The sequence below is a fragment of the Haematospirillum sp. H4485 genome (genome assembly GCF_012102745.1).
Lineage (GTDB): Bacteria > Pseudomonadota > Alphaproteobacteria > Rhodospirillales > Rhodospirillaceae > Haematospirillum.
This window is the reverse complement of the sequence record NZ_JAAVSY010000001.1, coordinates 322,179-341,816: the sequence shown is the minus strand read 5'-3', so window position 1 is coordinate 341,816 and position 19,638 is coordinate 322,179. Positions and strand designations below refer to the sequence as shown.

The following is a 19,638-nucleotide window of genomic DNA, read 5'->3' as shown; positions in this document are numbered from 1 at the left end:
GACTTTTTGCAAAAAATACCCGATTTCTCCATTTTAGGTGTTGACCACACAGAGGCATACGAATATGTTGCGGGCCTCGTCACTTGTGGCGGTGAAAAAACAACACTTTAAGTGCCCGTAGCTCAGTCGGTAGAGCATTCGACTTTTAATCGAATGGCCGAAGGTTCGAATCCTTCCGGGCACACCAAAACAGAAAATCCAGCGCCATTTTTATAGGGTGCTGGATTTTTAGTTGCGAGAGATAACCCTATGAAAATCTAACGGCGCGGGTCCTCGTGAGAAATATCGTACCTGTGCAAGCAGCTATCGATGGTCTGGCTTGTAATTGTTCGCCAAAAGTCTTGTGCCTGCTGCTGCGTAAAGGGACCATATACTTCCAAGGAATGCCCCGATGCTATCGTTGCAAAGGTTGTGTCAGCATATTCCCCCCCGACGACGTAGTAGCTCTTATCATCTAGCTGGGAGTGATTTTCCTCCACGACATAGCGGACCATCGCATTGTCAACCGTACGCCCCGTTATATCGCGCCAGAAAGCATGAGCCTCAGCCTCGGTGTACGGCCCATATTTTTCCAAGCTCTTGCCTGCAGCGATTTTCGAGAATGCGCTATCGGAATACTCTCCCCCGATGACATAAAATCTTTTTTCGGACATAGCTTTCCGTCTTTTGCTAAAAGTGCAGATCCCGTGCCCTGTTATACGCTTCTGTTATAAGGAAGTGAACTCTTCGACAGGTGGCACGAGATGTTTGTTTCTGATATCACACACTTGGCCTTGCTGCATTTGGAGTCTTTAATGTCAAAAACTGCTTCCCAAGGCCCAGTGAAGGACGATCTTACACCTATTGACAGGCTTCTTGCTATCATGCAACGCCTGAGGGATCCGGGGCAGGGCTGCCCTTGGGATCTGGAGCAAAACTGGGAGTCCCTGACACGCTATACTCTGGAAGAGGCCTATGAAGTTGTTGATGCGGTAGAGCGTAAAGACGCTGCATCTTTGCGGGATGAGCTTGGAGATCTTCTTCTACAGGTTGTATTCTACAGCCAAATTGCCGCAGAAAATAAAGTTTTCTGCTTCGATGATGTTGCAACAGGATGCGCTGACAAGATGTTGCGACGCCATCCTCATGTTTTTTCGTCGGATAGTCGGATTTCTTCAGCAGCTGAGCAGATGGGCGTATGGGAAGATATAAAAGCAAAGGAGCGCGCGCGCTTGCAGTCTGATAAGGTCGAAGAGAGTGCTTTGGACGGTATTTCTCGGGCACTTCCTGCTGTTACTAAGGCCCTTAAGCTGCAGGGTAGGGCTGCACGGGAGGGTTTTGACTGGACCGATATTCACGATGTGCTTGATAAGATTATGGAAGAAATTGGAGAGGTGAGGGATGAGCTTGATACATCTCCTATGATCCATAGTCGTTTGTCTGATGAAATAGGCGATTTACTCTTTTCTGTTATTAATTTGGCCCGTAAGGTCGATGTTGATCCAGAAACAGCCTTGCGTCAGGCTAATGCAAAATTTGACAGGCGATTCCGACATATGGAGGCTTTGCTTCGCAATGCAGGGAAAACGCCGGAAAATTCAGAGCTTGAGGTGATGGAAGCATTCTGGGCGCAGGTAAAAAGTCAGGAAAAGTAGACACCTTGCAATGATTAGATCTTTTTTCAGTGCAATGTTTCGTTTTGTCCGTCCACCTGTGTGGGCGGCCATCCTTGCTTTTCCTCTTGTATCAAGCTGTTATGTCCCAGATGACTTCCTTATGGAAATTCGCGTCGGAAAGAACGGTGATTACGGAATAATCTATCGAGGTCTTCTTATATGGGCGCCTCTATTCAAGGAGATGAAAGAGGCCAAGTTGAAACCAGAAGATATAGCAGCCAAAGAGCTTGCCATTAAAGAAGATCTAGGCCGTGATACCGGGTTCTCGGAAATAACCTCTGTGGGACTGGGGCGGTTCAGAGTCGTCTATGAAAAGACAGGACGCCTGAGCGGCACGTCCCAAATTAGCTTCCCGAGAAGAGGCGCCGACATTGTTCGTCTTGAAGTTCGTACCAGTGGCATTTTGTATGTTGCATCGGCTCCAACAGCAAAGCCAGGGGCAAAAGAACAGCTGGAAGCTTTAGGCTTAAGGCCAAGCGGGAAGATTCGTGTTATCACAAATTCTGCCGTTATTAAACATAATGCCCAGCACATATCGCATGGCTTTGATGATGGGAGCTTTCGTGACTGGAGCGTATATGACTGGAGTGTAAACGGACCCAACCAACCCGCACCATCAATGCAAATTCAGTTCATGGCACCAACCAAAAAGCCGTGAAGAGCGGCATGGCTTTGTCGCATAATGTTTCATATGCTAATAATGTATTCATAATGAAAATTATGCGACAATTTGGCCCGCACAAAATCCATATCTTTTCCTCTCTTCTGTTCTGTATAGAAAATTACAATGCCTGCAACCAAAAAACTGTCATCCGCATCCTCAGAATTCTTGCTGGAGTTTCTTGTTAAGCGTCTTGGGCGGCATGGCGACGGTGTTGCGCTCTATAATGGCAAGAACATCTTTATTGACGGTGCATTACCAGGCGAAAGAGTGCTAGCTCAAGTCGAAGGTGAGCGAGGATATGTTCACCGTATCCTGAGCCCTTCTCCAGAGCGCATTCAACCTCCCTGCCCTGTTGCGTCTTCGTGTGGTGGATGCTCCTTGCAACATGCCTCGGTAACTGCCGAACTAACTTGGAAACGGGATCTGGTTGCTGAAGCTCTGGCCAAATCCGGTATAGCCACAAGCGTGGTAGAGCCTGTTGTATCTATTCCATACGGAACACGGCGTAGAGCAACGTTCTCTTGGAATAAATCAAAATCGCAATTTGTGATGGGGTATAATGCTCGCAGAACCCACTACATTGTTACAACACACGAATGCATGCTGTTGACTAAGGCAATATCTGATGCCCTAGCCGTATTACATGAATCCATAAAAGATTTGGTCCCGCTTGGTAAAGGATCTATTTCTATCTGTGATAGCGATTCCGGCATTGATGTTGTGCTCGACTGGATTGGAATGCCTGACCTTCAAGCCTTGGAGGTTCTTGCCGCCTTGGTCCATGAACATGACTGGGCGCGTTTGTCTCTTAGGATTGGAACCGTTATCGAACCGATAGCGGTACAACGTGAGCCCATCATCTATATGGGTGAAAACCCTGTTCGCTTGCCGCCGGGGGCATTCCTGCAGCCAAGCCGTGAGGGGCAAAAATTATTGGTTGATCTGGTGCTGAAAGAGTTAAATGCGTTAAGCGGCCCCGTATTGGATCTTTTTTGTGGCTTGGGAACATTTGCGCTTCCCCTTGCAGCCAACCTTTACCATCCTGTTACGGCTATCGACTCGGATCAGAAATCCGTGGAATGCTTGGCGGCAACAGGTATGGTTAAAGCTCTTGCCAGAGACTTGTTCCGTAATCCCCTTCTGCCAAACGAACTGGAAGGCTATGAGGCTGTTGTTCTCGATCCCCCTCGCGCCGGAGGGGCCGCACAGGTTCTACAGATAACGCAATGTGCTCCAAAGAAAGGGCCAAAAAAGATTGTTATGGTATCCTGCAACCCCTTCACATGTGCCAGAGATGCGCGCACACTGACTAATGCTGGATTTGTCATTGAGAAAATAATCCCCGTTAATCAGTTCCATCGCAGCATGCACGTTGAATTAGTGGCGGTATTCTCGCGGGTCTGAACGGACACGAGATGCACTGCCTGCTTGTTCAGTAAAAATAAGGACCTTACTGTGGAGGGGGAAAGCTAGCCAGATTGGGCAGCATGATGTGTGACAGGGGCAATGGGAGATGATCCATCTGGCCACAGCAGTAGTTGCTGTCCGTGACCCACAAGATGCGGCGTCCCTTGAGAGACATCTCATGGCTGACAGCTACGACTGCCAGCACGTGGTGGCCCCAGCCGATCTTATCGGGGTTCTGAAGAAATTCCAGCCTGACGTTCTGGTTCTTGATTCCGCATTTTGCGGCGGAAATCCGGAACAAATTGTCCGAACTGTGCGGGCAGACCCTTCTTTTGTCCATCTTTCCATTTTTTATCTGACATCAGCTCCCGTCGCAGAGCAGATCGATGTACTCCTGAAGTCAGGCATAGACGACGCTGTTCATTGGCCAACAAGCCCTGAACTCATTCAGTCGCATATTCGGCCCATGATACGCGTCTCGACCATGCGAGCTGAGTTGCTGCATCGGATACACGTTCTGGAGCATATCGGCAAACGTGCCGTCAATGCCTCGCTGTTTGCGCCAGAGGATATTTCTGTGTCTGCGCCCTCCATCCTTCTGACCGGGGCGGATGATACGCGTGAGAAAATCTTGTCAGCCTTTCCAGATGCGGAAATTCTTGTTGCCAAAGACCTTGCAACAGCCACTCGTATTCTTGAGGATCGCTTCCTTGATGCAATGGTGATGGCGCCATCAGACACAGTGCAGCCTTGGCTTGATCTATGTCTTCAAATGCGAAGAAATGTACGATTGTTCAATCTGCCTGTTCTTTTCATAAACCGCACACCCCATCCTGTAGATCCGCAAACACCTCTTTCCATGGGTGCCAGCAGGGTTATTGATGGTGTCCCTATTATCCAGGACTTACGATTCTCGCTGCACGTCTTAATTCGTCGGCAAAGAATGCGATGGGCATTACGGCGCAGTCTGGGAGAAACTCTGACGACAGGCAGTGATGCCGACAGCAACATGCCGGAAGTATACAGCCGTAGCTTCTTGATGCAGTCATTGGAATCGAGAATCAAAGAAGCTGCAGCATCCAGTCTGCGCAATCGCAGTCATCGTTTTTCCCTTGTTACTTTTGCTTTTGCCGGTTTGGATGCCATGCGGCATGATTTTGGTGAGAAAGCCGAGCATGATTTGCTGAGGCAAATTGGGCAGTGGCTTACTCTTCTTGTCAGAGCCGAAGATATGGTTGCCCGTCTAACGCCCGTTAATTTTGCTGTCATATTGGCTGACACGCCGTTGGATGAAGCCGATGTCGTCATGCAACGTATAGCAGGCGTTATCGGCAACACGGAATTTGCCGTTGAGGACGTGTTCCGCCCTGTCTCGGTATCCCCTTTTGTTGGTGCCTCTGAAGTCCAGAGCGGTGATACTGTGCAATCATTAATGGAACGCGCACGCCCTGTCTTTGACGAAAGGTCTATAATCTGATTCGGTGCTGTGGGGACCTCCATATGATTGTCGAGATTATTTTTGATACGGTATGTCCATGGTGTTACATAGGAAGCCGTCGTCTCTCGAAAGCATTGTCCAACCGTACAGCAACCGACGTCAGGGTGCGGTGGCGTCCCTTTATTCTCAATCCAGAGATCGCAAAGACAGGCATGCTGCGTTCTGCTTACCTGGAACGCAAGTTTGGGAGCCTGGCCCGCGCAAACAGGATCTTGGCTGGGCAGGTTGAGGCCGGCGCAAGAGAAGGTATCCATTTCAATTTCGCTTCTATTGAAACAGCACCCAACTCCACAGCATCTCATCAACTTATGCTGCTGGCAGGATCACACGGAGTTGCCAGTGACTTTCTTGAAGTGATTTTTTCGGCTTATTTCGAAAAAGGCCTTGATATAGGAAATAATGACACTCTTTATGAGCTTGCTACACAGTTCGGTTTGGCATCCGATGATGTGCTGCACAGCTTGCAGGATGAGACCTCACTTGCCACTGTCATGGCAGAAAATGCCGCGACACATCGCATGAATATTACCGGAGTTCCCTGTTTCATATTCAATCATGATTACGCCATCGCCGGAGCGCAGGAGTCAGAAATTCTGGCCCGCATGCTTGACATTGCATCAGAGGGATCCGTTGCTGAGCCCATGACCATGCCAGCCCAGAAAGAGACAGAGACAGATCCCAACCATTTTCTTGTCAGTCGGCCATCATAAAAAAGATCTCGGCAACAGCACGGACGATACGCGTGACAAGAGACGAAAGAAAGTTCAGATCTACGCCAATCTTCTGACCAATCAAGGGAAGAATGATCAGGAGTCCAATCAGGACTCCAAAGCCAATCCGTTCCATTCTCATGAATCGTATTGCCAGGGCTTCGGGCAGAATACCGACAACAACCCTGCCCCCATCAAGGGGCAGGAGGGGAAGCATGTTGAAAACAGCCAGTACAATATTGAAGTAGAAAGAGTTCCAGAGCATCGAAGACCACCACCCTGAACCATCAATAAACCACAGCAACATAAACGATACAAAAGCCAAGACAACATTCATGGCAGGTCCGGCAAGAGCCACCAAGGCCATACCTTGTCGTGGACGGGAAAAATTACCGGCATTAACAGGCACAGGACGCGCCCAGCCGAACAGGAATGGAGATGAGAAAGCAAGCAAAAGCCCGGGCAGAATAACTGTTCCAACAGGATCAATGTGCTTGACGGGATTCAGGGTCAACCGCCCTGCCAAACGGGCTGTGCGGTCACCAAGGGCATCAGCCATCAAACCATGGGCAAGTTCATGAAGAACAACAGCGGACAGAACGGGAATAACCCACACAGATGCCGCGTGGAGGATATTGGCAATCAAGGAAAACATATACTCTTTTATATTTCAGTGACAGCAGGCGTAACGCTGGACATAACCGGAGCAGCAAGTGCCGCCTGCCAACGCAACAAGCTCTCGGGACGTAGCAAAGAGCTTCCCTTAACTACGGCACGCATCTCTTCCATATCGCCGTTGCAGTGAAGAATGGTATCACATCCCGCATTCAAAGAGCGATAGGCTCGGTTCTCATAAGAACCACTCAAGGCATTCATGGAAATGTCATCCGACAGAAGGACGCCTTTAAATCCAATGCCCTCCCTTATGGTCGAAAAAGATTTCCCGGAGAGAGTCGCCGGGTTCTCGGAGTCAATGGCGGTATAAACAATATGCGCCACCATCCCGACCGGAGCACTTGCCACAGCTTGGAAAGGAGCAAAATCAAAGGACTCAAGGGTTTTGAGATCCGAATCAACAACCGGGAGATCAAAATGGGAATCAACCCGGGCACGACCGTGACCGGGAAGATGTTTTACAACGGGCACAACCCCGTTTCTGATAAAAGCGCCGACAGCAACCGAAGCAAGACGGGATACAACATCACATTCCGTGCTAAAGGCACGCAAACCAATGACACCTGATGCATCAGGCTGGGGTATATCCAGAACAGGGGCGCAATTTACGTTGATGCCAACATTAACAAGATCGCGCGACATGCGTGCAATTGTGTCCTGCAACATCCTTTCTGCCCCGGCAGGGTCCGATTGCCATGCATCACCAAATGTCCGCATTGCCGGATAAGCCGGCCAGTGCGGCGGCCCCATACGTTGCACTCTCCCTCCCTCCTGATCAATCAAGATAGGAGCATCAGGACGACCAACACAGCGGCGAAGAGCATCTGTCAGTGCGCATACTTGGTCTGGATCCCCAATATTGCGGGCAAACAGAATAAAGCCGACAGGATTGACAGAGGCAAAGAAGTCCTCCTCCTCAGGGGTTAGAACTAACCCTGAACATCCGAATATAACGGCACGGCATGCCTCTGAAACGCCCATAGCACATCACTTTCCTACAAAGAGACAACCCACCTTGTGCTTTGACAACTCTGCACACAGCCGGCGTGCATCAGCTTCACTCGATAGTCCCGTTGCACGCAAACGGTAATAAATACCCTTCTGCCCCAGATCAGCTCGCTCTATGGACATGGACAACGAGGCCAGCTGTTGGGGATGCTTCGCTTTCAAATTTTCCCACGTTTTACGAACAGATGCTTCATCCCGTAACGCGGCAAGCTGCACAGCGTAAGATCCCCCGGTTACCCCCGGGCGGACAGGTGCTGATTTATCCATAAGCTCACGATCGTTTGACGGGGCAACGAGCTTCTTCTCTACAGGAGCCTTCTCACCCATAACAGGCGCGCTCACAGTGGCCGGGGGTGTTTCCACGACAGGCGCTTGCTGTACGGGCGGAACCGGCGTGGGCACATCAGCAACAATTTTTCCTGCCGGAACATCGGGAAGCGGTATCAACTGCTTTGTATTTGCTGCATTCGACTTAATCGCTGACGGAGGTGAGATATCAGGTGTTGTTGCAGGAACAGACGAGCTGTTATTGGCACCGCCAAGAATTGAAGGCATGCGCTCCACCTGTGACGGAGACACAGGCTCAACAGGTTCTGGCAATAGCCTCTCCACACCAGACGAGCGTACCGTACCAGAAGAAAGGCGATCGTAGACAAGCTTGTCCTGGTTTGGAACCTGCAAGCCCCCTGGGTCGGCAGGACGCACCTTATAGGGATTTGTTTCCGCCAAGATGGTCGGCGCCGTTATCCGGCCATCGGTTCCGGATGTATTGCTACGCGCCATATACACTCCGGCAGATCCGACAATCGCAATACCGATAAGAAAAGCCGCCAACAGCAGTCCACGGCCACGCCTTGAATCATCGGTATCCTTTGTAACACCTGTACCAGCAATACGATCCGGCACAACAGAGAAGTAGTCATGCGGCTCACCACGCTGACCAGCAACACGCCCTGCTGCCAGCTTGGCTGCTGCGGCAACGCGTGCAGCATCAACCGGAGGCGCAAGATCAAAATCCTCTGCCGATGAGCCATGACCAGAAGATGGCGTACTATCTCGCTCGAATGTACGGGCGAACATCTCATCAAGAGCGATATCATCTCCTGAAGGATGGCCTCCCCCTCCTGCGGCACGGTGCGGACCAACATTGCGGTCTCCGCCTCTGGGGCCATAGCCTCTGGGATCGGCCATAGCTACATCTCCTCTGCCGGTTCAACACCAATAACAGCTAAACCAGACGCTAACACTGTCATTACACCTTGCACAAGGGCAAGGCGTGCCACAGACAGAGGCTGATTATCCGGATCAAGAAATCTGAGATGTGTGTGTTCACGTCCTTTATTCCACAAGGCGTGAAAGCCTGCGGCGACATCGCCCAGGAAATAGGTAATACGATGCGGCTCTCCGGCCTCGGCCGCACTTTCCACCACGCGAGGCCAACCGCCGATCAAGCGAATAACAGCCATTTCATCAGGATCGGAAAGCTGTGAAAGGTCTGCCTCAGCCAGTGCAGTAGCAGACACGTCAACACCGGAAAAGACCGTTGCAAAGTGGCGCCTGACAGAGCTTGCCCGTGCATGCGCATATTGCACATAGAAAACCGGATTGTCGCGTGATTGTTCCGTCACTTTGGCATAGTCAAAATCCAGCGGCACATCGTTTTTGCGTGACAGCATGATAAAGCGCACAACATCTTTTCCAACACGCTCTATCAGATCACGCAAAGTTACAAAGGTTCCTGCCCGCTTTGACATTTTGACAGGTTCCCCTTTGTCCATCAGCTTGACCAACTGGCAAATCTTGACGTCAAGGGATGCTTTCCCGTCCGACATGGCGTGCACAGCGGCCTGCATTCTCTTGACATACCCGCCGTGATCCGCCCCGAAAACGTCAATCATTTTCAGGAAACCACGCTGATACTTGTCATAGTGATAGGCAATGTCACCAGCGAAATACGTCCATGATCCATCGCTCTTTTTCAGCGGCCTGTCGACATCATCGCCATAGGTTGTCGAACGGAAGAGTGTCTGCGGGCGGGGTTCCCAGTCATCAGGAGTTTTCCCTTTCGGGGGTTCCAAAACGCCAACGTAAACAAGATCGCGAGCTGCCAAGTCCTTCTCCGCAGCCTCGACACGCCGGGCTTCGACAATGGTCTTCTCGGAAGAAAAGACATCGGGATGAACACCAAGCGCCGCCAAATCACCGCGGATCATCTGCATCATGGATTCGATGCCAAAATCCCGCAGGACAGGCCGCCACTCTGTCTCGGGAACATCGACCCACCGTGTTCCGTCCCGCTCCTTGAGAGCCTGCGCCGTTTCTATCAGATACCCACCACCATACTGTATTTCCTTGGTAGCAAGACGCTGGTCAAACTCCGCCTGATCAACGGCACCGCAAGCAACCAGGTAGCGCCAGTACAACGCAGTCGCCAGAACATCAATCTGGGCACCGGCGTCATTGACATAATATTCCTTGGCAACATTGTAGCCAGCCTTCTTCAACAGATTGGCCAAGGCATCACCAACGCAAGCGCCACGGGCATGTCCGACATGCATGGGACCTGTGGGATTGGCCGAAACATATTCAACGTTAACAGCATGACCACCGCCAATCCGGGAGTCTCCAAAAGCAGTCCCTTCTCGCAGGGCACACCGCAAAACATCGTGCCACAGCGCTGGTTCAATACGGATATTGATGAAGCCGGGACCAGCAATCGATACATGCCCGACAGCTTCTACAGCAGAAAGCCTGTCGGCAATGACAGCAGCCAAATCCAGAGGCTTCATACCGGCCGCTTTAGCCAAAACCATTGCCGCATTGGTGGACACATCACCATGCGATGGATCACGTGGAGGTTCGGCTGTGACAGCATTAAACGACACACCACCAGGAAGCGTACCCTCTGCAGTCAACTTATCAAGAACAGAGACGATACGGTCCCTGAAAACACTGAACACATTCATGGTTTCACCGTAGGATCAAGAAGGCGGCTATGCTCGTCCAGAGCAAATCGGTCAGTCATTCCGGCAATATAGTCAGCAACGCGCCGCGCCGTACGGGGGGTGCTGGCTCCATCACAGCCATACTGCCAGTCCGGGGGCAGAAGCCCCGGTTCATGTACAAGAACATCGAATAAATCGTGCACCACCTGACGCGCTTTTGACGTCATGCGGTTGACACGAAAATGACGATACATATTAGGAAAAAGAAACCCTTTCAGGGCGCTGTCATGTGCCTGCATCTCTGCAGAAAATGAAATCAGGGAAGCCTTGGCCAAGCGGATATCCTGAACCGCTTTCGGCTTTGCTTCGGCCAAGCGTTGGCGGCTTTCTTGCAAAAGATCCAGAACCATGGAAGTTATCAACCGTCGGCCGGACTCATAAATCAGACGCACAGGCTCCAGATCCGGATACTGGTTTGATGTTGCCGCCAGAATGGGGCCAATCAAAGGTACATCCTGCAAGTCCTGCGGCGTAAAGAGACCGGCCCGCAGTCCATCATCAATATCATGGGCGTTATAGGCAATGTCGTCTGACAAGGCCGCAACCTGAGCCTCGGGGCCGGCAAAAGAATCAAGCTCGAGATCGTGAAGGGCAGCATACTCAAAAATTGCAGCAGGCAACTCCCGCCCCTCACCTCTCCGTTCCGCTTTTGATCCAACAAGAGGACCGTTATGCTTGACGAGCCCTTCCAAAGTCTCCCAGGTCAGATTCAACCCGTCCCAGCGGGGGTAACGCCGCTCCAGCTTTGTCAGGATTCTGAGGGACTGGGCATTGTGATCAAAACCATCCCAAGGCTCCATACAGGCTTTCAGGGCATCCTCACCGGCATGGCCGAATGGCGTATGCCCAAGATCATGGGCTAAAGCCAGAGCCTCTGCCAAATCTTCGTTCAAGCACAACGATCGGGCGATTGATCTGGCGATTTGGGCAACCTCAAGGCTATGCGTCAGGCGGGTCCGGTAGTTTTCCCCCTCATGATAGACAAAGACTTGAGTTTTATACTGCAGACGGCGAAAAGCCCCACAGTGAATAATCCGGTCGCGGTCGCGCTGAAAGGCGTCGCGCTCAACCGCCTGTTCGCCTTCATCGTACAGGCGACCGCGGGAACGCAACGGGTCCGAGGCATAAGGTGCAAGATCAACTGGTTGGAACAAAGTCATGGGGCGAACAGTAACGCGCCGCAAAAGGCAAGGCAACCGGGAACACCCCTTGCGAAGCATATATTCTTCAGCATACATTAAAATGATCCGATGAAGCATGTAAGCAAGGACGGTACATCATGAGTTCGCGTGCGCTGGACCCAGCCGATCTTTCGCTGTCACAGGCCGCTGTGGCGCGTGTTCGTGCGCTTGTCGAAGCAGAAGGCAAACCCGGGCTGATGCTTCGCGTGTCCGTCTCCGGCGGTGGATGTTCCGGATTCCAGTACGGCTTTGATCTGGATGCCGAAACAAGCAGTGATGACCTGGTTCTGGACCAAGATGGTGTCGTGCTGGTTGTTGACGAGGCGTCGCTTGATATCCTCAAGGGGTCCCGTATTGATTTCACCGAAACACTGATGGCCTCGGCCTTTGTGGTGAACAACCCCAACGCAAGCTCTACCTGCGGCTGCGGCACCTCCTTTTCCCTCTGATAGCCGGGAAAGACCGTGCTATACCCGGGCGCTCTGCGGGACAGCCCGGATACTTCAAGGAATAAGGACGTTACCTGTGAAAATTGCCACCTGGAATGTCAATTCTGTCAGGGCTCGCCTTGATAACATCACGGCTTGGCTGAAAGAGCGGGCACCTGACGTTGTTTTTCTGCAGGAAATCAAATGCCAGACAGATGACTTTCCGGGGCATGCATTTACCGAGCTTGGCTACACATCCCTTGTGTGGGGACAGAAAGCCTATAATGGTGTTGCCATTCTCTCCCGCCTGCCCGTCTCCCACGTTTGCAGCGGCCTGCCCGGGGATGATACAGACCAGCAGGCACGCTACATTGAGGCTGACATAAGCGGGAAAGTCCGCGTTGCCAGCCTGTATCTCCCCAATGGAAACCCTGCTCCCGGAGACAAATACGCGTACAAACTGCAGTGGATGGATCGCCTGTATAAACGGGCCGAGTCCCTGCTTGGGCTTGGCTGTCCGGTTGTGCTGGGCGGGGACTATAACATCTGCCCTACAGATGATGATGTCTATGCACCTGAAAAATGGGCAGAGGACGCGCTGTGCCGACCAGAAAGCCGGGCACGCTTCAGAAGCTTGCTTCACCTTGGCTACAGGGATGCGTTCAGGGTGGTAAACCATGAACCCCATCGCTACACATTCTGGGATTATCAGGCCGGTGCATGGCCCAAGGACCATGGCCTGCGTATTGACCACTTTCTGCTGTCTCCACAGGCAACGGATGCCTTGCTTTCCGTTGAAATTGACCGCGCCCCCAGGGGCTGCGAAAAGGCATCAGACCACACGCCTGTCATGTGCGCGTTCGGATTCGGCAATCACGAGTTATAATTGTACACATCTTGCCTTCTGCCATGACCTGACTGTGCAGATATGCTATCATCCACGGTATAGACCTCTGTATGGAGAGGAATGCCGTGAATCAATCACGCTGGACACGACTGATCCGGTTTGCCGAGCCCGGCGTTCCCATAGATCGGGGCGAGCTTGCAGATGCTGTCTCCTCTCTCTGTACGGAAGGGGATGATGCCCTCAGCCCATCGGAAATTGCGATGGCCTATGAAATCTTGGGGCGCCTCTACCCCAGGATAGAATTGGCTGTTCGCCGTCGCTTGGCTGGAACCATTGCCGGGCGGGCCGATGTTCCCGGAAATCTGGCAACACTCATGGCCAGCGATGCAATCGAAATTGCGCACCCCGTGCTTTTGTCCAGCCCTGTTCTGGACGATGAGGGTCTTGAAAACATCATCACCAACCAAAGCAACGCCCATCGCCTGGCCATATGCCAGCGCCCCGAAGTGTCGGTCCGGATCAGCGATGTTCTGCTGACGTTTGACGACGATACAATCTGCTTGGCCCTGGTTCGAAATCCCGGGGCTCGTTTTTCCGAAAACGGGGCATTGAAGCTTCTGGAGCGGGCAGAGCACTTGGCCGCGCTGCGTCTGCCGCTTGTATCCCGACATATCCTGCCTGCCCGCTTGATCGCAGTCATGGTGCACTGGGCTGATGATGCCGTACGGTCTGCCTTGGCAGAAACCTATGGCGACGAACTTCCCCCGGATGTCAAAGATGCCCTGAAGCAAGCCGTGCGGGACGTACGCAAGGAGACAGAAGCATCAGAGACACATACCATCGAGGCATTCCTGTCAAGCGGCGTTGAGGCAATGGTCAGCGCTGTCCGTAATGGCAGGATGCCGCAGGCTGAAGCCGAGGTCGCACGCCTGTCACGCCTGCCTGCCTTTGCCGTTTCGCGGGTCCTGTACGGAGCTGATGGGGAGGGACTGGCTGTCCTGTGTCGCTCCCACGGTGTTTCCATGCCCCTTTTCAAGGAACTGTATTCGCGCCTCAATGGAATCGTTCCTTTCGGACATTGCCAACCCTCCAGGCTTTTCTCGTCGGCCCTGGATTTCTTTTCTCGCCTGTCTGCCAAGGAGGCTGATGCCATTCTTGACCGGTGGCGTCGCAATCCCGAGCATGTTCGCACATCCCAGCCCGGTCCGTGCCGGCAGCAAGGATTACCACCGGCCTCGTAGGACGCGCCATGTCATCCCCAGAGCCCGGTTATCCGGACGGTGCAGGTCTGGATCGATCAGATTGCCACCATTTCTCTCCAGTATCGAGAACGTGCGCTCGGCGATCATGGCCTCCAGAAAAACCGCCAACACATCGCGTTGCGGACGCGGGGCATTATGCCGGGCTGCACCAAGTATGGCACGCCCCATCCGGCACAAATCCAAGCTCCATGGGGCAAGCTTTGCCACAGCATCGGGATCACTAAGCTGTCCCGGATCAAGCCTCAAGGCATCCAGAACACAGGACGGAACGGGGCAATGCCCCGCAGCAAGAGAAGCCGGAACCCGAAGCATGGTTCGGGCAACAACAGCGGCCTGCCCAACCTGACGAGCCGCACTGACAACAACCTCGTCATGAACGCCACCAATCCTGCATACGGCTTCTGCCAAAGCACCACCATAGCCGTCACAATACTGTTCCAGGGCGTGTTCCGTTTCGAAAGGAAGGCTCTCTACTTCTGCAGATCGGGCATCCACAATATGGCATAACAAAGAAACGGGAACATTATACGTATGGACCAAGGGTGCTAGGTCTTGCACAACAGGAGACTTGGCAACAACACCGGCCTCCAGATTCCCCAATGTGTCACGCCACCATTGAAAGCGAATCTGCCCAAGAATCTGTTCCGTAACAGCATCCCGTATACGTCCCAGCTCGGCATTAAAGGCATACAAAGCCCAAAAGGCCGGACGGACCCTGTCCGGTACAAACAGGGTTGTCAGGAAACGGACAGGATCATGACGCTTCACATCCTTGGCCACCTGGGAAAACGGCTGATGAATATCCATGTGGGGATGACATCCATAAAGAAGAGCTGATATGTCGCCAGCCGCCGGGTATATAAAAGGAAAGACTGCAAAAAGGAACATTTCCCTGTGACACGGATGGTGACATATGCTGCAAAAACACCATCGGACGAGAATTTTCCGGTCGCCCGCTTTCTTGACTCCTCCTTACGTCGGCGTGTGCTGACCTTTTATCATTATGTACGGAAAGCTGACGATATCGCTGATAACCCTGTCCTGTCGACAAAAGACAAGATCGCCAAGCTTATGGCCTTGGAGGACAACCTGCCAAGGGAAGTCAAAGCTCCGCAGGACCAGGCTCATGCCCGGACGATGATGAAGGCTTTTCTACAGGATGCAAGGGGAACCCATATTGAAACCTTCGATAACCTGATCCGGTACTGCACATATTCAGCGGTTCCTGTTGGTCATTTCCTGCTGGATATACACGAAGAATCGTACCACGACAGACGCCCGGCTGACGCCCTGTGCTGTGCACACCAAATCTTGAATCATGTGCAGGATATACGCCATGACATTCTTGTCCTGCAACGTGTCTACATGCCCGCAACATGGTTGCGTGAGGCTGGACTGAATCCGGCCGATCTTTCCGGTTCGCTTGAGTCTTCGCGCATGCAAAGTGTTCTGGAACGCTGTCTGCAACAGGTGGAAAGCCTGCTCGAGATTGCATCTTTTCTTCCCGCATCAATTCGAAACAGACGTCTGCGATACCAAGCTTCTGTAGCCTTGGGCATGGCAGAAATCCTGCTCCGCAGGTTGCAAAAGGTATCTCCGCGCCTGAAAATGAACCAAGGAAAGCTTAGCCTGTTTACCGTGCTGTCTGCATGCCTGCTGGCTTTTTTTCCCAACAGATCAGCCCGCAAAGTTCTGCAAGAAAGGTTGTTACAAACTGGCAGCAGCTTCCGGTTTGTCATCAGGCTTCTTCCATCTCGGAAACGGGATCTTATGACAATATTTTATCTGTTCTGCAGGGCTGTTGATGACTGCGCAGACAGCGATCAGCCACGGGCATACAGACAAGCAGAGCTTGATGACTGGGGGCACTTTCTGTGTAATCCTGGCAATTTCCCGTGCCCTGATCCTGTTCTTGCCATTCCACTTGCAGAATCATTGCTCCGTGGCGATCTACCCCGACATGAACTGCAAGCTGTCTTGGCAGGATGCTGCATGGACCTTGATCCAGCGTTCTATCCTCCTCCGGATCAGGCCAGCCTGGACCACTATTGCCAGTGTGTTGCCGGTGCTGTCGGACGGGTTATTCTTTTCATCCTTGGCATGGGCAATACCCCTCTGGTTCGAAGCTTTGCAGATCAGGCCGGAAGAGCCTTGCAATATACAAATATCCTGCGGGATCTGGATGAAGACACCAGCCGGGGGCGTTTTTATCTTCCCTCCAGTCTTCTGGATGCAGCACGTGAACAGCCGGACCCGGTTGCTTTCTCCAGGCAAGCTTTTGCTCACGCTACAGAACAGCAGTTCGACCGTGCCGGGGAAGCCCTTGAGAAACTGCCCTGGACCACTCGTATACGTATGTGGCCTGCCCTTCTGATGTTGGCAACATATTGGGGCTTGTTCTGTCATATAACAGGGCGGGTACATCCTTCCCGTTTTGCCCGGATCAAGGGAATTCTGGCCGGGTGCTTCCGATGAAAGAATGGCCGACAGTCCATATTATAGGGGGAGGACTGGCCGGCCTGTCTGCGGCACTGGAAGTGTGCAGAAACAATGCGCGACCCATTGTATACGAGGCCACCTCACAACTTGGTGGGCGCTGCCGGTCTTTTAACGATCCTGACCTAGGACAGGATATTGACTGTGGGACGCACCTTGTTCTGTCCGCGAATCAAGCTTTACGAACACTGATCACACAGTGTAACGCCCAAGACCAATGGATCCAGCATCCTGCCCGCTTTGATTTCTTTGACCTCGCTTCCAACAAAGCATGGTGCCTTCAACCTAATCGCGGATGGTTTCCTTGGTGGTTATGTCACCCGGGACGCCGCGTTGCCGGGGCTTCTTTTCTCGAGCATATAAGGCTTTTGCACCTGCTGAACCGCAGTCTGAATCCGGAGCAGATGGAACACCACATTGGGCACCCTATCTACACGCATCTTGTGCAGCCTCTGGCACTTGCTGTCACCAATACGCCGGTTCCTGTTGTATCCTGGAACCCTCTCAGGGATGTTCTCCGCAAAACATTTTTCCGTGGTGCGCAGGCCATGGAGCCACTGGTGCCCCGAACAGGTTACACCCGTGACCTGATCCTTCCCCTGATACATACGATTGAAGCGCAAGGTGGCCGGTTCTGCCTTGAAAGCCCGGTTCAGCAGGTATCTCTGTCTGGTTCCATAATGACAGGCTTTCGGGCCAGGAATGGCACGCTGACAATTCAAGAATCTGACAAAATCATTCTCGCCGTACCGGCCCGCGCAGCACACAGGTTACTGCCAAACATTCCGGAACTTCCCATGAGCCCGATCATCACAGCCCATTTCCGTATCCCCGAGCATCGGGATCATCAGTTGGTCGGCGTTATCGGTGGGCTGTGCGATTGGATACAGACCAAGGGTTCCCTTGTCAGCGCCAATATTGGCGTATCCCGGATGCTGCTCTCGATCAGTGCGGAGCGTCTTTTATCCCTGCTGTGGGAAGAGGTTAAAGATGTTCTGAGCTTGGCAGGCCATATCCCCCCTGCCCGCCTGATCAAAGAACGCGCCGCAACCCTTATGCTGACACAGGAAACGGACCTCCTGCGTCCGCCAACACAAACCTGTTGGAATAACGTGTGGCTTGCCGGAGACTGGACGGCAACCGGACTCCCCTGTACCTTGGAAGGTGCGGCGGTGTCAGGTATAGCAGCGGCACAAGCAGCGCTGTCGCGTTAGTATATGCCACATCAGGCACATTCCCTTCTTGCTGGGGGCTTTTCTTTTTTTCATGGCCTTCTTATGTTCTGCGCAGGGAAAGTTTGCCCTGCACCGGATACAGTCCGCACCATCATGTTCGAGAGGACCGTTATGACCTTTGAACTTCCGCCCCTGCCCTATGACAAGACCGCGCTGGAGCCACACATGTCGGTCCAGACGTTTGACTTTCACTATGGCAAGCACCACAACGCCTATGTTGTAAACCTGAATAATCTCCTGAAAGACTCACCACTGTCAGGTAAAGCTCTGGAGGAGATTGTCCTGGAATCCTGGAAGACGGGTAATACGCCTGTTTTCAACAATGCCGCCCAGGTCTGGAATCACACATTCTTCTGGCATTGTATGAAGCCCAACGGGGGCGGTGCACCTGTTGGCATCATTGCAGAGAAGATTACCGCCACATTCGGATCTTACGAAAAGTTCCGTGAAGACTTCAAGGCGGCCGCTGTCGGACAGTTTGGTTCGGGCTGGGCTTGGCTGGTTCTGGACAATGGCACCCTGAAGATCGTCAAGACACCAAATGCAGAAACACCGATGGTGCACGGCCAGAATGCACTGCTGACGGTGGATGTCTGGGAGCATGCCTACTACCTCGACTTCCAGAACCGTCGCCCTGATTTTGTTGACACCTTCCTGAACCACTTGGTCAACTGGGAATTTGTCAACGCCAACCTTGCTCGTTCGTGCTGAGAAACACTGCGCAGTGAACCTGCAGATTCATGAAACAGGCGCCGCCTTACCCAAAAGGTGGCGCTTTTTCATTGTCCGGGATATCCAGAACCATACCATCCCACGCCGGCTCCACACCCGCTGGCAATGAGTTCTTAAGAACATCATAGTCCAGTCTGTTGCCCATATGCGTAAACACAGCGCGCCGGGGACGGACGCGTTCAATCCAGCTTAGGGCAAGATCAACATGGGCATGCGTTGGATGCGCCTGATCTGAGAAAACACCGACAATCCAGGTATCAACACCCTCAAGGATAGAAAATGCTTGATCAGAAAGGCGCACAACATCAGTAGAGTAGGCAAAGGATCCAATCCGTACGCCTTGGCTCAGGCTATAGCCATGATCCTGCACAAAGCTGCGAACCAACAGCGGGCCAGCCATAAATTGGTCCTGTAACGGATGACGCTGCAACCAAGGGCGAAAGATCGGTTGCCCTGGTGGAATGCCTTCAAAGGCATAAGCAAAACAAGACTGGATATGCGTAAAGGTTGCATCATCCGCCCATGTGGGAAGCGGCCCACCAATATTTCTGTTAATGCCCCTCAGGTCATCAATACCATGCGTATGGTCCGCATGGGCATGAGTATAGAGTACCCCGTCCAAGCGGGTAACGCCTGCATCCAGAAGCTGACAACGCAAATCAGGCGACGTATCGACCAGAAGGCGGTATCCCTTCTCTTCGATCAAGATAGATGCCCGTGAACGACGGTTACGGGGATGAGTGGGGTCACAAGCTCCCCACCCGGATTCCAGGGAAGGAACACCACTTGAAACACCGCATCCCAGAACTGTTACTTTCACAGCCTATCCCTTTAT

General features: G+C 52.5%; 19 protein-coding genes and 1 tRNA gene. 12 read left to right on the top strand and 8 right to left on the bottom strand.

All coding sequences use genetic code 11. The features are described from left to right. The first annotated feature begins 111 nt into the window (after nucleotides 1-111). A tRNA-Lys gene (locus HEQ61_RS01645) sits at nucleotides 112-187 on the top strand. A gap of 70 nt (nucleotides 188-257) precedes the next feature. Here HEQ61_RS01645 and HEQ61_RS01640 read toward each other — a convergent pair. Continuing rightward, nucleotides 258-653 carry a DUF4170 domain-containing protein gene (locus tag HEQ61_RS01640; RefSeq protein ID WP_168018908.1) on the bottom strand — a complete coding sequence of 132 codons (396 nt, stop codon included), beginning with the start codon at nucleotides 651-653 and terminating at the stop codon, nucleotides 258-260. Nucleotides 654-743: 90 nt separating this feature from the next. Between HEQ61_RS01640 and mazG the strand changes: the two genes are divergently transcribed. The 5 genes from mazG to HEQ61_RS01615 all read left to right on the top strand — a co-directional run bounded on the left by mazG (nucleotide 744) and on the right by HEQ61_RS01615 (nucleotide 5,934). After that, nucleotides 744-1,634, top strand: coding sequence for a nucleoside triphosphate pyrophosphohydrolase (mazG, locus tag HEQ61_RS01635; protein ID WP_322099163.1), 891 nt, complete (start codon nucleotides 744-746; stop codon nucleotides 1,632-1,634). Nucleotides 1,635-1,755: 121 nt separating this feature from the next. Beyond that, nucleotides 1,756-2,313: a hypothetical protein gene (locus HEQ61_RS01630; protein WP_168018907.1), complete on the top strand. Its 558-nt coding sequence runs from the start codon at nucleotides 1,756-1,758 to the stop codon at nucleotides 2,311-2,313. A gap of 129 nt (nucleotides 2,314-2,442) precedes the next feature. Then, nucleotides 2,443-3,723, top strand: a complete 1,281-nt coding sequence (locus HEQ61_RS01625; protein WP_168018906.1) for a class I SAM-dependent RNA methyltransferase — start codon at nucleotides 2,443-2,445, stop codon at nucleotides 3,721-3,723. A gap of 109 nt (nucleotides 3,724-3,832) precedes the next feature. Next, entirely contained in the window at nucleotides 3,833-5,203 is a 1,371-nt protein-coding gene (locus HEQ61_RS01620) for a diguanylate cyclase domain-containing protein (protein ID WP_168018905.1), read from the top strand. Nucleotides 5,204-5,226: 23 nt separating this feature from the next. Continuing rightward, complete coding sequence (locus HEQ61_RS01615) at nucleotides 5,227-5,934, top strand: DsbA family oxidoreductase (RefSeq protein ID WP_168018904.1); 708 nt, start codon at nucleotides 5,227-5,229, stop codon at nucleotides 5,932-5,934. Here HEQ61_RS01615 and HEQ61_RS01610 read toward each other — a convergent pair. From HEQ61_RS01610 to HEQ61_RS01590, 5 genes are read right to left on the bottom strand one after another with little or no spacing between them, the layout of a single operon-like run. After that, nucleotides 5,918-6,589 (bottom strand): site-2 protease family protein, encoded by a 672-nt coding sequence (locus HEQ61_RS01610; RefSeq protein ID WP_209315579.1) that lies wholly within the window; start codon nucleotides 6,587-6,589, stop codon nucleotides 5,918-5,920. The two genes, HEQ61_RS01615 and HEQ61_RS01610, sit on opposite strands and share 17 nt — an antisense overlap. Nucleotides 6,590-6,597: 8 nt before the next feature. Further along, the gene (gene nagZ, locus HEQ61_RS01605; RefSeq protein WP_168018903.1) at nucleotides 6,598-7,590 is read right to left on the bottom strand and encodes a beta-N-acetylhexosaminidase; all 993 of its coding nucleotides are present in this window, start codon (nucleotides 7,588-7,590) and stop codon (nucleotides 6,598-6,600) included. 6 nt (nucleotides 7,591-7,596) lie between these two features. Next, nucleotides 7,597-8,808 (bottom strand): SPOR domain-containing protein, encoded by a 1,212-nt coding sequence (locus tag HEQ61_RS01600; protein WP_168018901.1) that lies wholly within the window; start codon nucleotides 8,806-8,808, stop codon nucleotides 7,597-7,599. A 2-nt stretch (nucleotides 8,809-8,810) separates the two neighbouring features. After that, nucleotides 8,811-10,583, bottom strand: coding sequence for an arginine--tRNA ligase (gene argS, locus HEQ61_RS01595; RefSeq protein WP_168018900.1), 1,773 nt, complete (start codon nucleotides 10,581-10,583; stop codon nucleotides 8,811-8,813). Next, nucleotides 10,580-11,782 (bottom strand): deoxyguanosinetriphosphate triphosphohydrolase, encoded by a 1,203-nt coding sequence (locus HEQ61_RS01590; protein ID WP_168018899.1) that lies wholly within the window; start codon nucleotides 11,780-11,782, stop codon nucleotides 10,580-10,582. Before HEQ61_RS01590 ends, argS begins: the two co-directional genes overlap by 4 nt. A 119-nt stretch (nucleotides 11,783-11,901) precedes the next feature. On the opposite strand from HEQ61_RS01590, the gene erpA reads away from it, so the two are divergent. The 3 genes from erpA to HEQ61_RS01575 all read left to right on the top strand — a co-directional run bounded on the left by erpA (nucleotide 11,902) and on the right by HEQ61_RS01575 (nucleotide 14,319). After that, nucleotides 11,902-12,252 carry an iron-sulfur cluster insertion protein ErpA gene (gene erpA / locus HEQ61_RS01585; RefSeq protein ID WP_168018898.1) on the top strand — a complete coding sequence of 117 codons (351 nt, stop codon included), beginning with the start codon at nucleotides 11,902-11,904 and terminating at the stop codon, nucleotides 12,250-12,252. 76 nt (nucleotides 12,253-12,328) lie between these two features. After that, nucleotides 12,329-13,117 (top strand): exodeoxyribonuclease III, encoded by a 789-nt coding sequence (locus HEQ61_RS01580; protein WP_168018897.1) that lies wholly within the window; start codon nucleotides 12,329-12,331, stop codon nucleotides 13,115-13,117. Between the two features lie 86 nt (nucleotides 13,118-13,203). Continuing rightward, nucleotides 13,204-14,319 carry a DUF2336 domain-containing protein gene (locus HEQ61_RS01575; protein ID WP_168018896.1) on the top strand — a complete coding sequence of 372 codons (1,116 nt, stop codon included), beginning with the start codon at nucleotides 13,204-13,206 and terminating at the stop codon, nucleotides 14,317-14,319. On the opposite strand, the gene HEQ61_RS01570 is transcribed toward HEQ61_RS01575, so the two are convergent. Beyond that, nucleotides 14,302-15,147 (bottom strand): phytoene/squalene synthase family protein, encoded by an 846-nt coding sequence (locus tag HEQ61_RS01570; RefSeq protein WP_168018895.1) that lies wholly within the window; start codon nucleotides 15,145-15,147, stop codon nucleotides 14,302-14,304. The genes HEQ61_RS01575 and HEQ61_RS01570 overlap by 18 nt on opposite strands. 96 nt (nucleotides 15,148-15,243) lie before the next feature. Between HEQ61_RS01570 and HEQ61_RS01565 the strand changes: the two genes are divergently transcribed. The 3 genes from HEQ61_RS01565 to HEQ61_RS01555 all read left to right on the top strand — a co-directional run bounded on the left by HEQ61_RS01565 (nucleotide 15,244) and on the right by HEQ61_RS01555 (nucleotide 18,782). Beyond that, nucleotides 15,244-16,815 carry a squalene/phytoene synthase family protein gene (locus HEQ61_RS01565; protein ID WP_245183073.1) on the top strand — a complete coding sequence of 524 codons (1,572 nt, stop codon included), beginning with the start codon at nucleotides 15,244-15,246 and terminating at the stop codon, nucleotides 16,813-16,815. Next, nucleotides 16,812-18,050: a hydroxysqualene dehydroxylase HpnE gene (hpnE, locus tag HEQ61_RS01560; protein ID WP_168018893.1), complete on the top strand. Its 1,239-nt coding sequence runs from the start codon at nucleotides 16,812-16,814 to the stop codon at nucleotides 18,048-18,050. Before HEQ61_RS01565 ends, hpnE begins: the two co-directional genes overlap by 4 nt. Nucleotides 18,051-18,182: 132 nt before the next feature. After that, the gene (locus tag HEQ61_RS01555) at nucleotides 18,183-18,782 is read left to right on the top strand and encodes a superoxide dismutase (protein WP_168018892.1); all 600 of its coding nucleotides are present in this window, start codon (nucleotides 18,183-18,185) and stop codon (nucleotides 18,780-18,782) included. Nucleotides 18,783-18,828: 46 nt separating this feature from the next. Here HEQ61_RS01555 and HEQ61_RS01550 read toward each other — a convergent pair whose 3' ends face one another. After that, the gene (locus HEQ61_RS01550) at nucleotides 18,829-19,623 is read right to left on the bottom strand and encodes an MBL fold metallo-hydrolase (protein ID WP_168018891.1); all 795 of its coding nucleotides are present in this window, start codon (nucleotides 19,621-19,623) and stop codon (nucleotides 18,829-18,831) included. Nucleotides 19,624-19,638 lie beyond the last annotated feature (15 nt).

Excerpts from the sequence above, each read along its gene's own strand:
- HEQ61_RS01615 (WP_168018904.1), top strand. The coding sequence starts at position 5,227 with ATGATTGTCGAGATTATTTTTGATACGGTATGTCCATGGTGTTACATA.
- mazG (WP_322099163.1), top strand. The coding sequence starts at position 744 with ATGTTTGTTTCTGATATCACACACTTGGCCTTGCTGCATTTGGAGTCT.
- HEQ61_RS01630 (WP_168018907.1), top strand. The coding sequence starts at position 1,756 with ATGGAAATTCGCGTCGGAAAGAACGGTGATTACGGAATAATCTATCGA.
- HEQ61_RS01625 (WP_168018906.1), top strand. The coding sequence starts at position 2,443 with ATGCCTGCAACCAAAAAACTGTCATCCGCATCCTCAGAATTCTTGCTG.
- HEQ61_RS01600 (WP_168018901.1), bottom strand. The coding sequence starts at position 8,808 with ATGGCCGATCCCAGAGGCTATGGCCCCAGAGGCGGAGACCGCAATGTT.
- hpnE (WP_168018893.1), top strand. The coding sequence starts at position 16,812 with ATGAAAGAATGGCCGACAGTCCATATTATAGGGGGAGGACTGGCCGGC.
- argS (WP_168018900.1), bottom strand. The coding sequence starts at position 10,583 with ATGAATGTGTTCAGTGTTTTCAGGGACCGTATCGTCTCTGTTCTTGAT.
- HEQ61_RS01610 (WP_209315579.1), bottom strand. The coding sequence starts at position 6,589 with ATGTTTTCCTTGATTGCCAATATCCTCCACGCGGCATCTGTGTGGGTT.
- nagZ (WP_168018903.1), bottom strand. The coding sequence starts at position 7,590 with ATGGGCGTTTCAGAGGCATGCCGTGCCGTTATATTCGGATGTTCAGGG.
- HEQ61_RS01555 (WP_168018892.1), top strand. The coding sequence starts at position 18,183 with ATGACCTTTGAACTTCCGCCCCTGCCCTATGACAAGACCGCGCTGGAG.
- HEQ61_RS01565 (WP_245183073.1), top strand. The coding sequence starts at position 15,244 with ATGGTGACATATGCTGCAAAAACACCATCGGACGAGAATTTTCCGGTC.
- HEQ61_RS01570 (WP_168018895.1), bottom strand. The coding sequence starts at position 15,147 with ATGGATATTCATCAGCCGTTTTCCCAGGTGGCCAAGGATGTGAAGCGT.
- HEQ61_RS01640 (WP_168018908.1), bottom strand. The coding sequence starts at position 653 with ATGTCCGAAAAAAGATTTTATGTCATCGGGGGAGAGTATTCCGATAGC.
- HEQ61_RS01620 (WP_168018905.1), top strand. The coding sequence starts at position 3,833 with ATGATCCATCTGGCCACAGCAGTAGTTGCTGTCCGTGACCCACAAGAT.
- erpA (WP_168018898.1), top strand. The coding sequence starts at position 11,902 with ATGAGTTCGCGTGCGCTGGACCCAGCCGATCTTTCGCTGTCACAGGCC.
- HEQ61_RS01590 (WP_168018899.1), bottom strand. The coding sequence starts at position 11,782 with ATGACTTTGTTCCAACCAGTTGATCTTGCACCTTATGCCTCGGACCCG.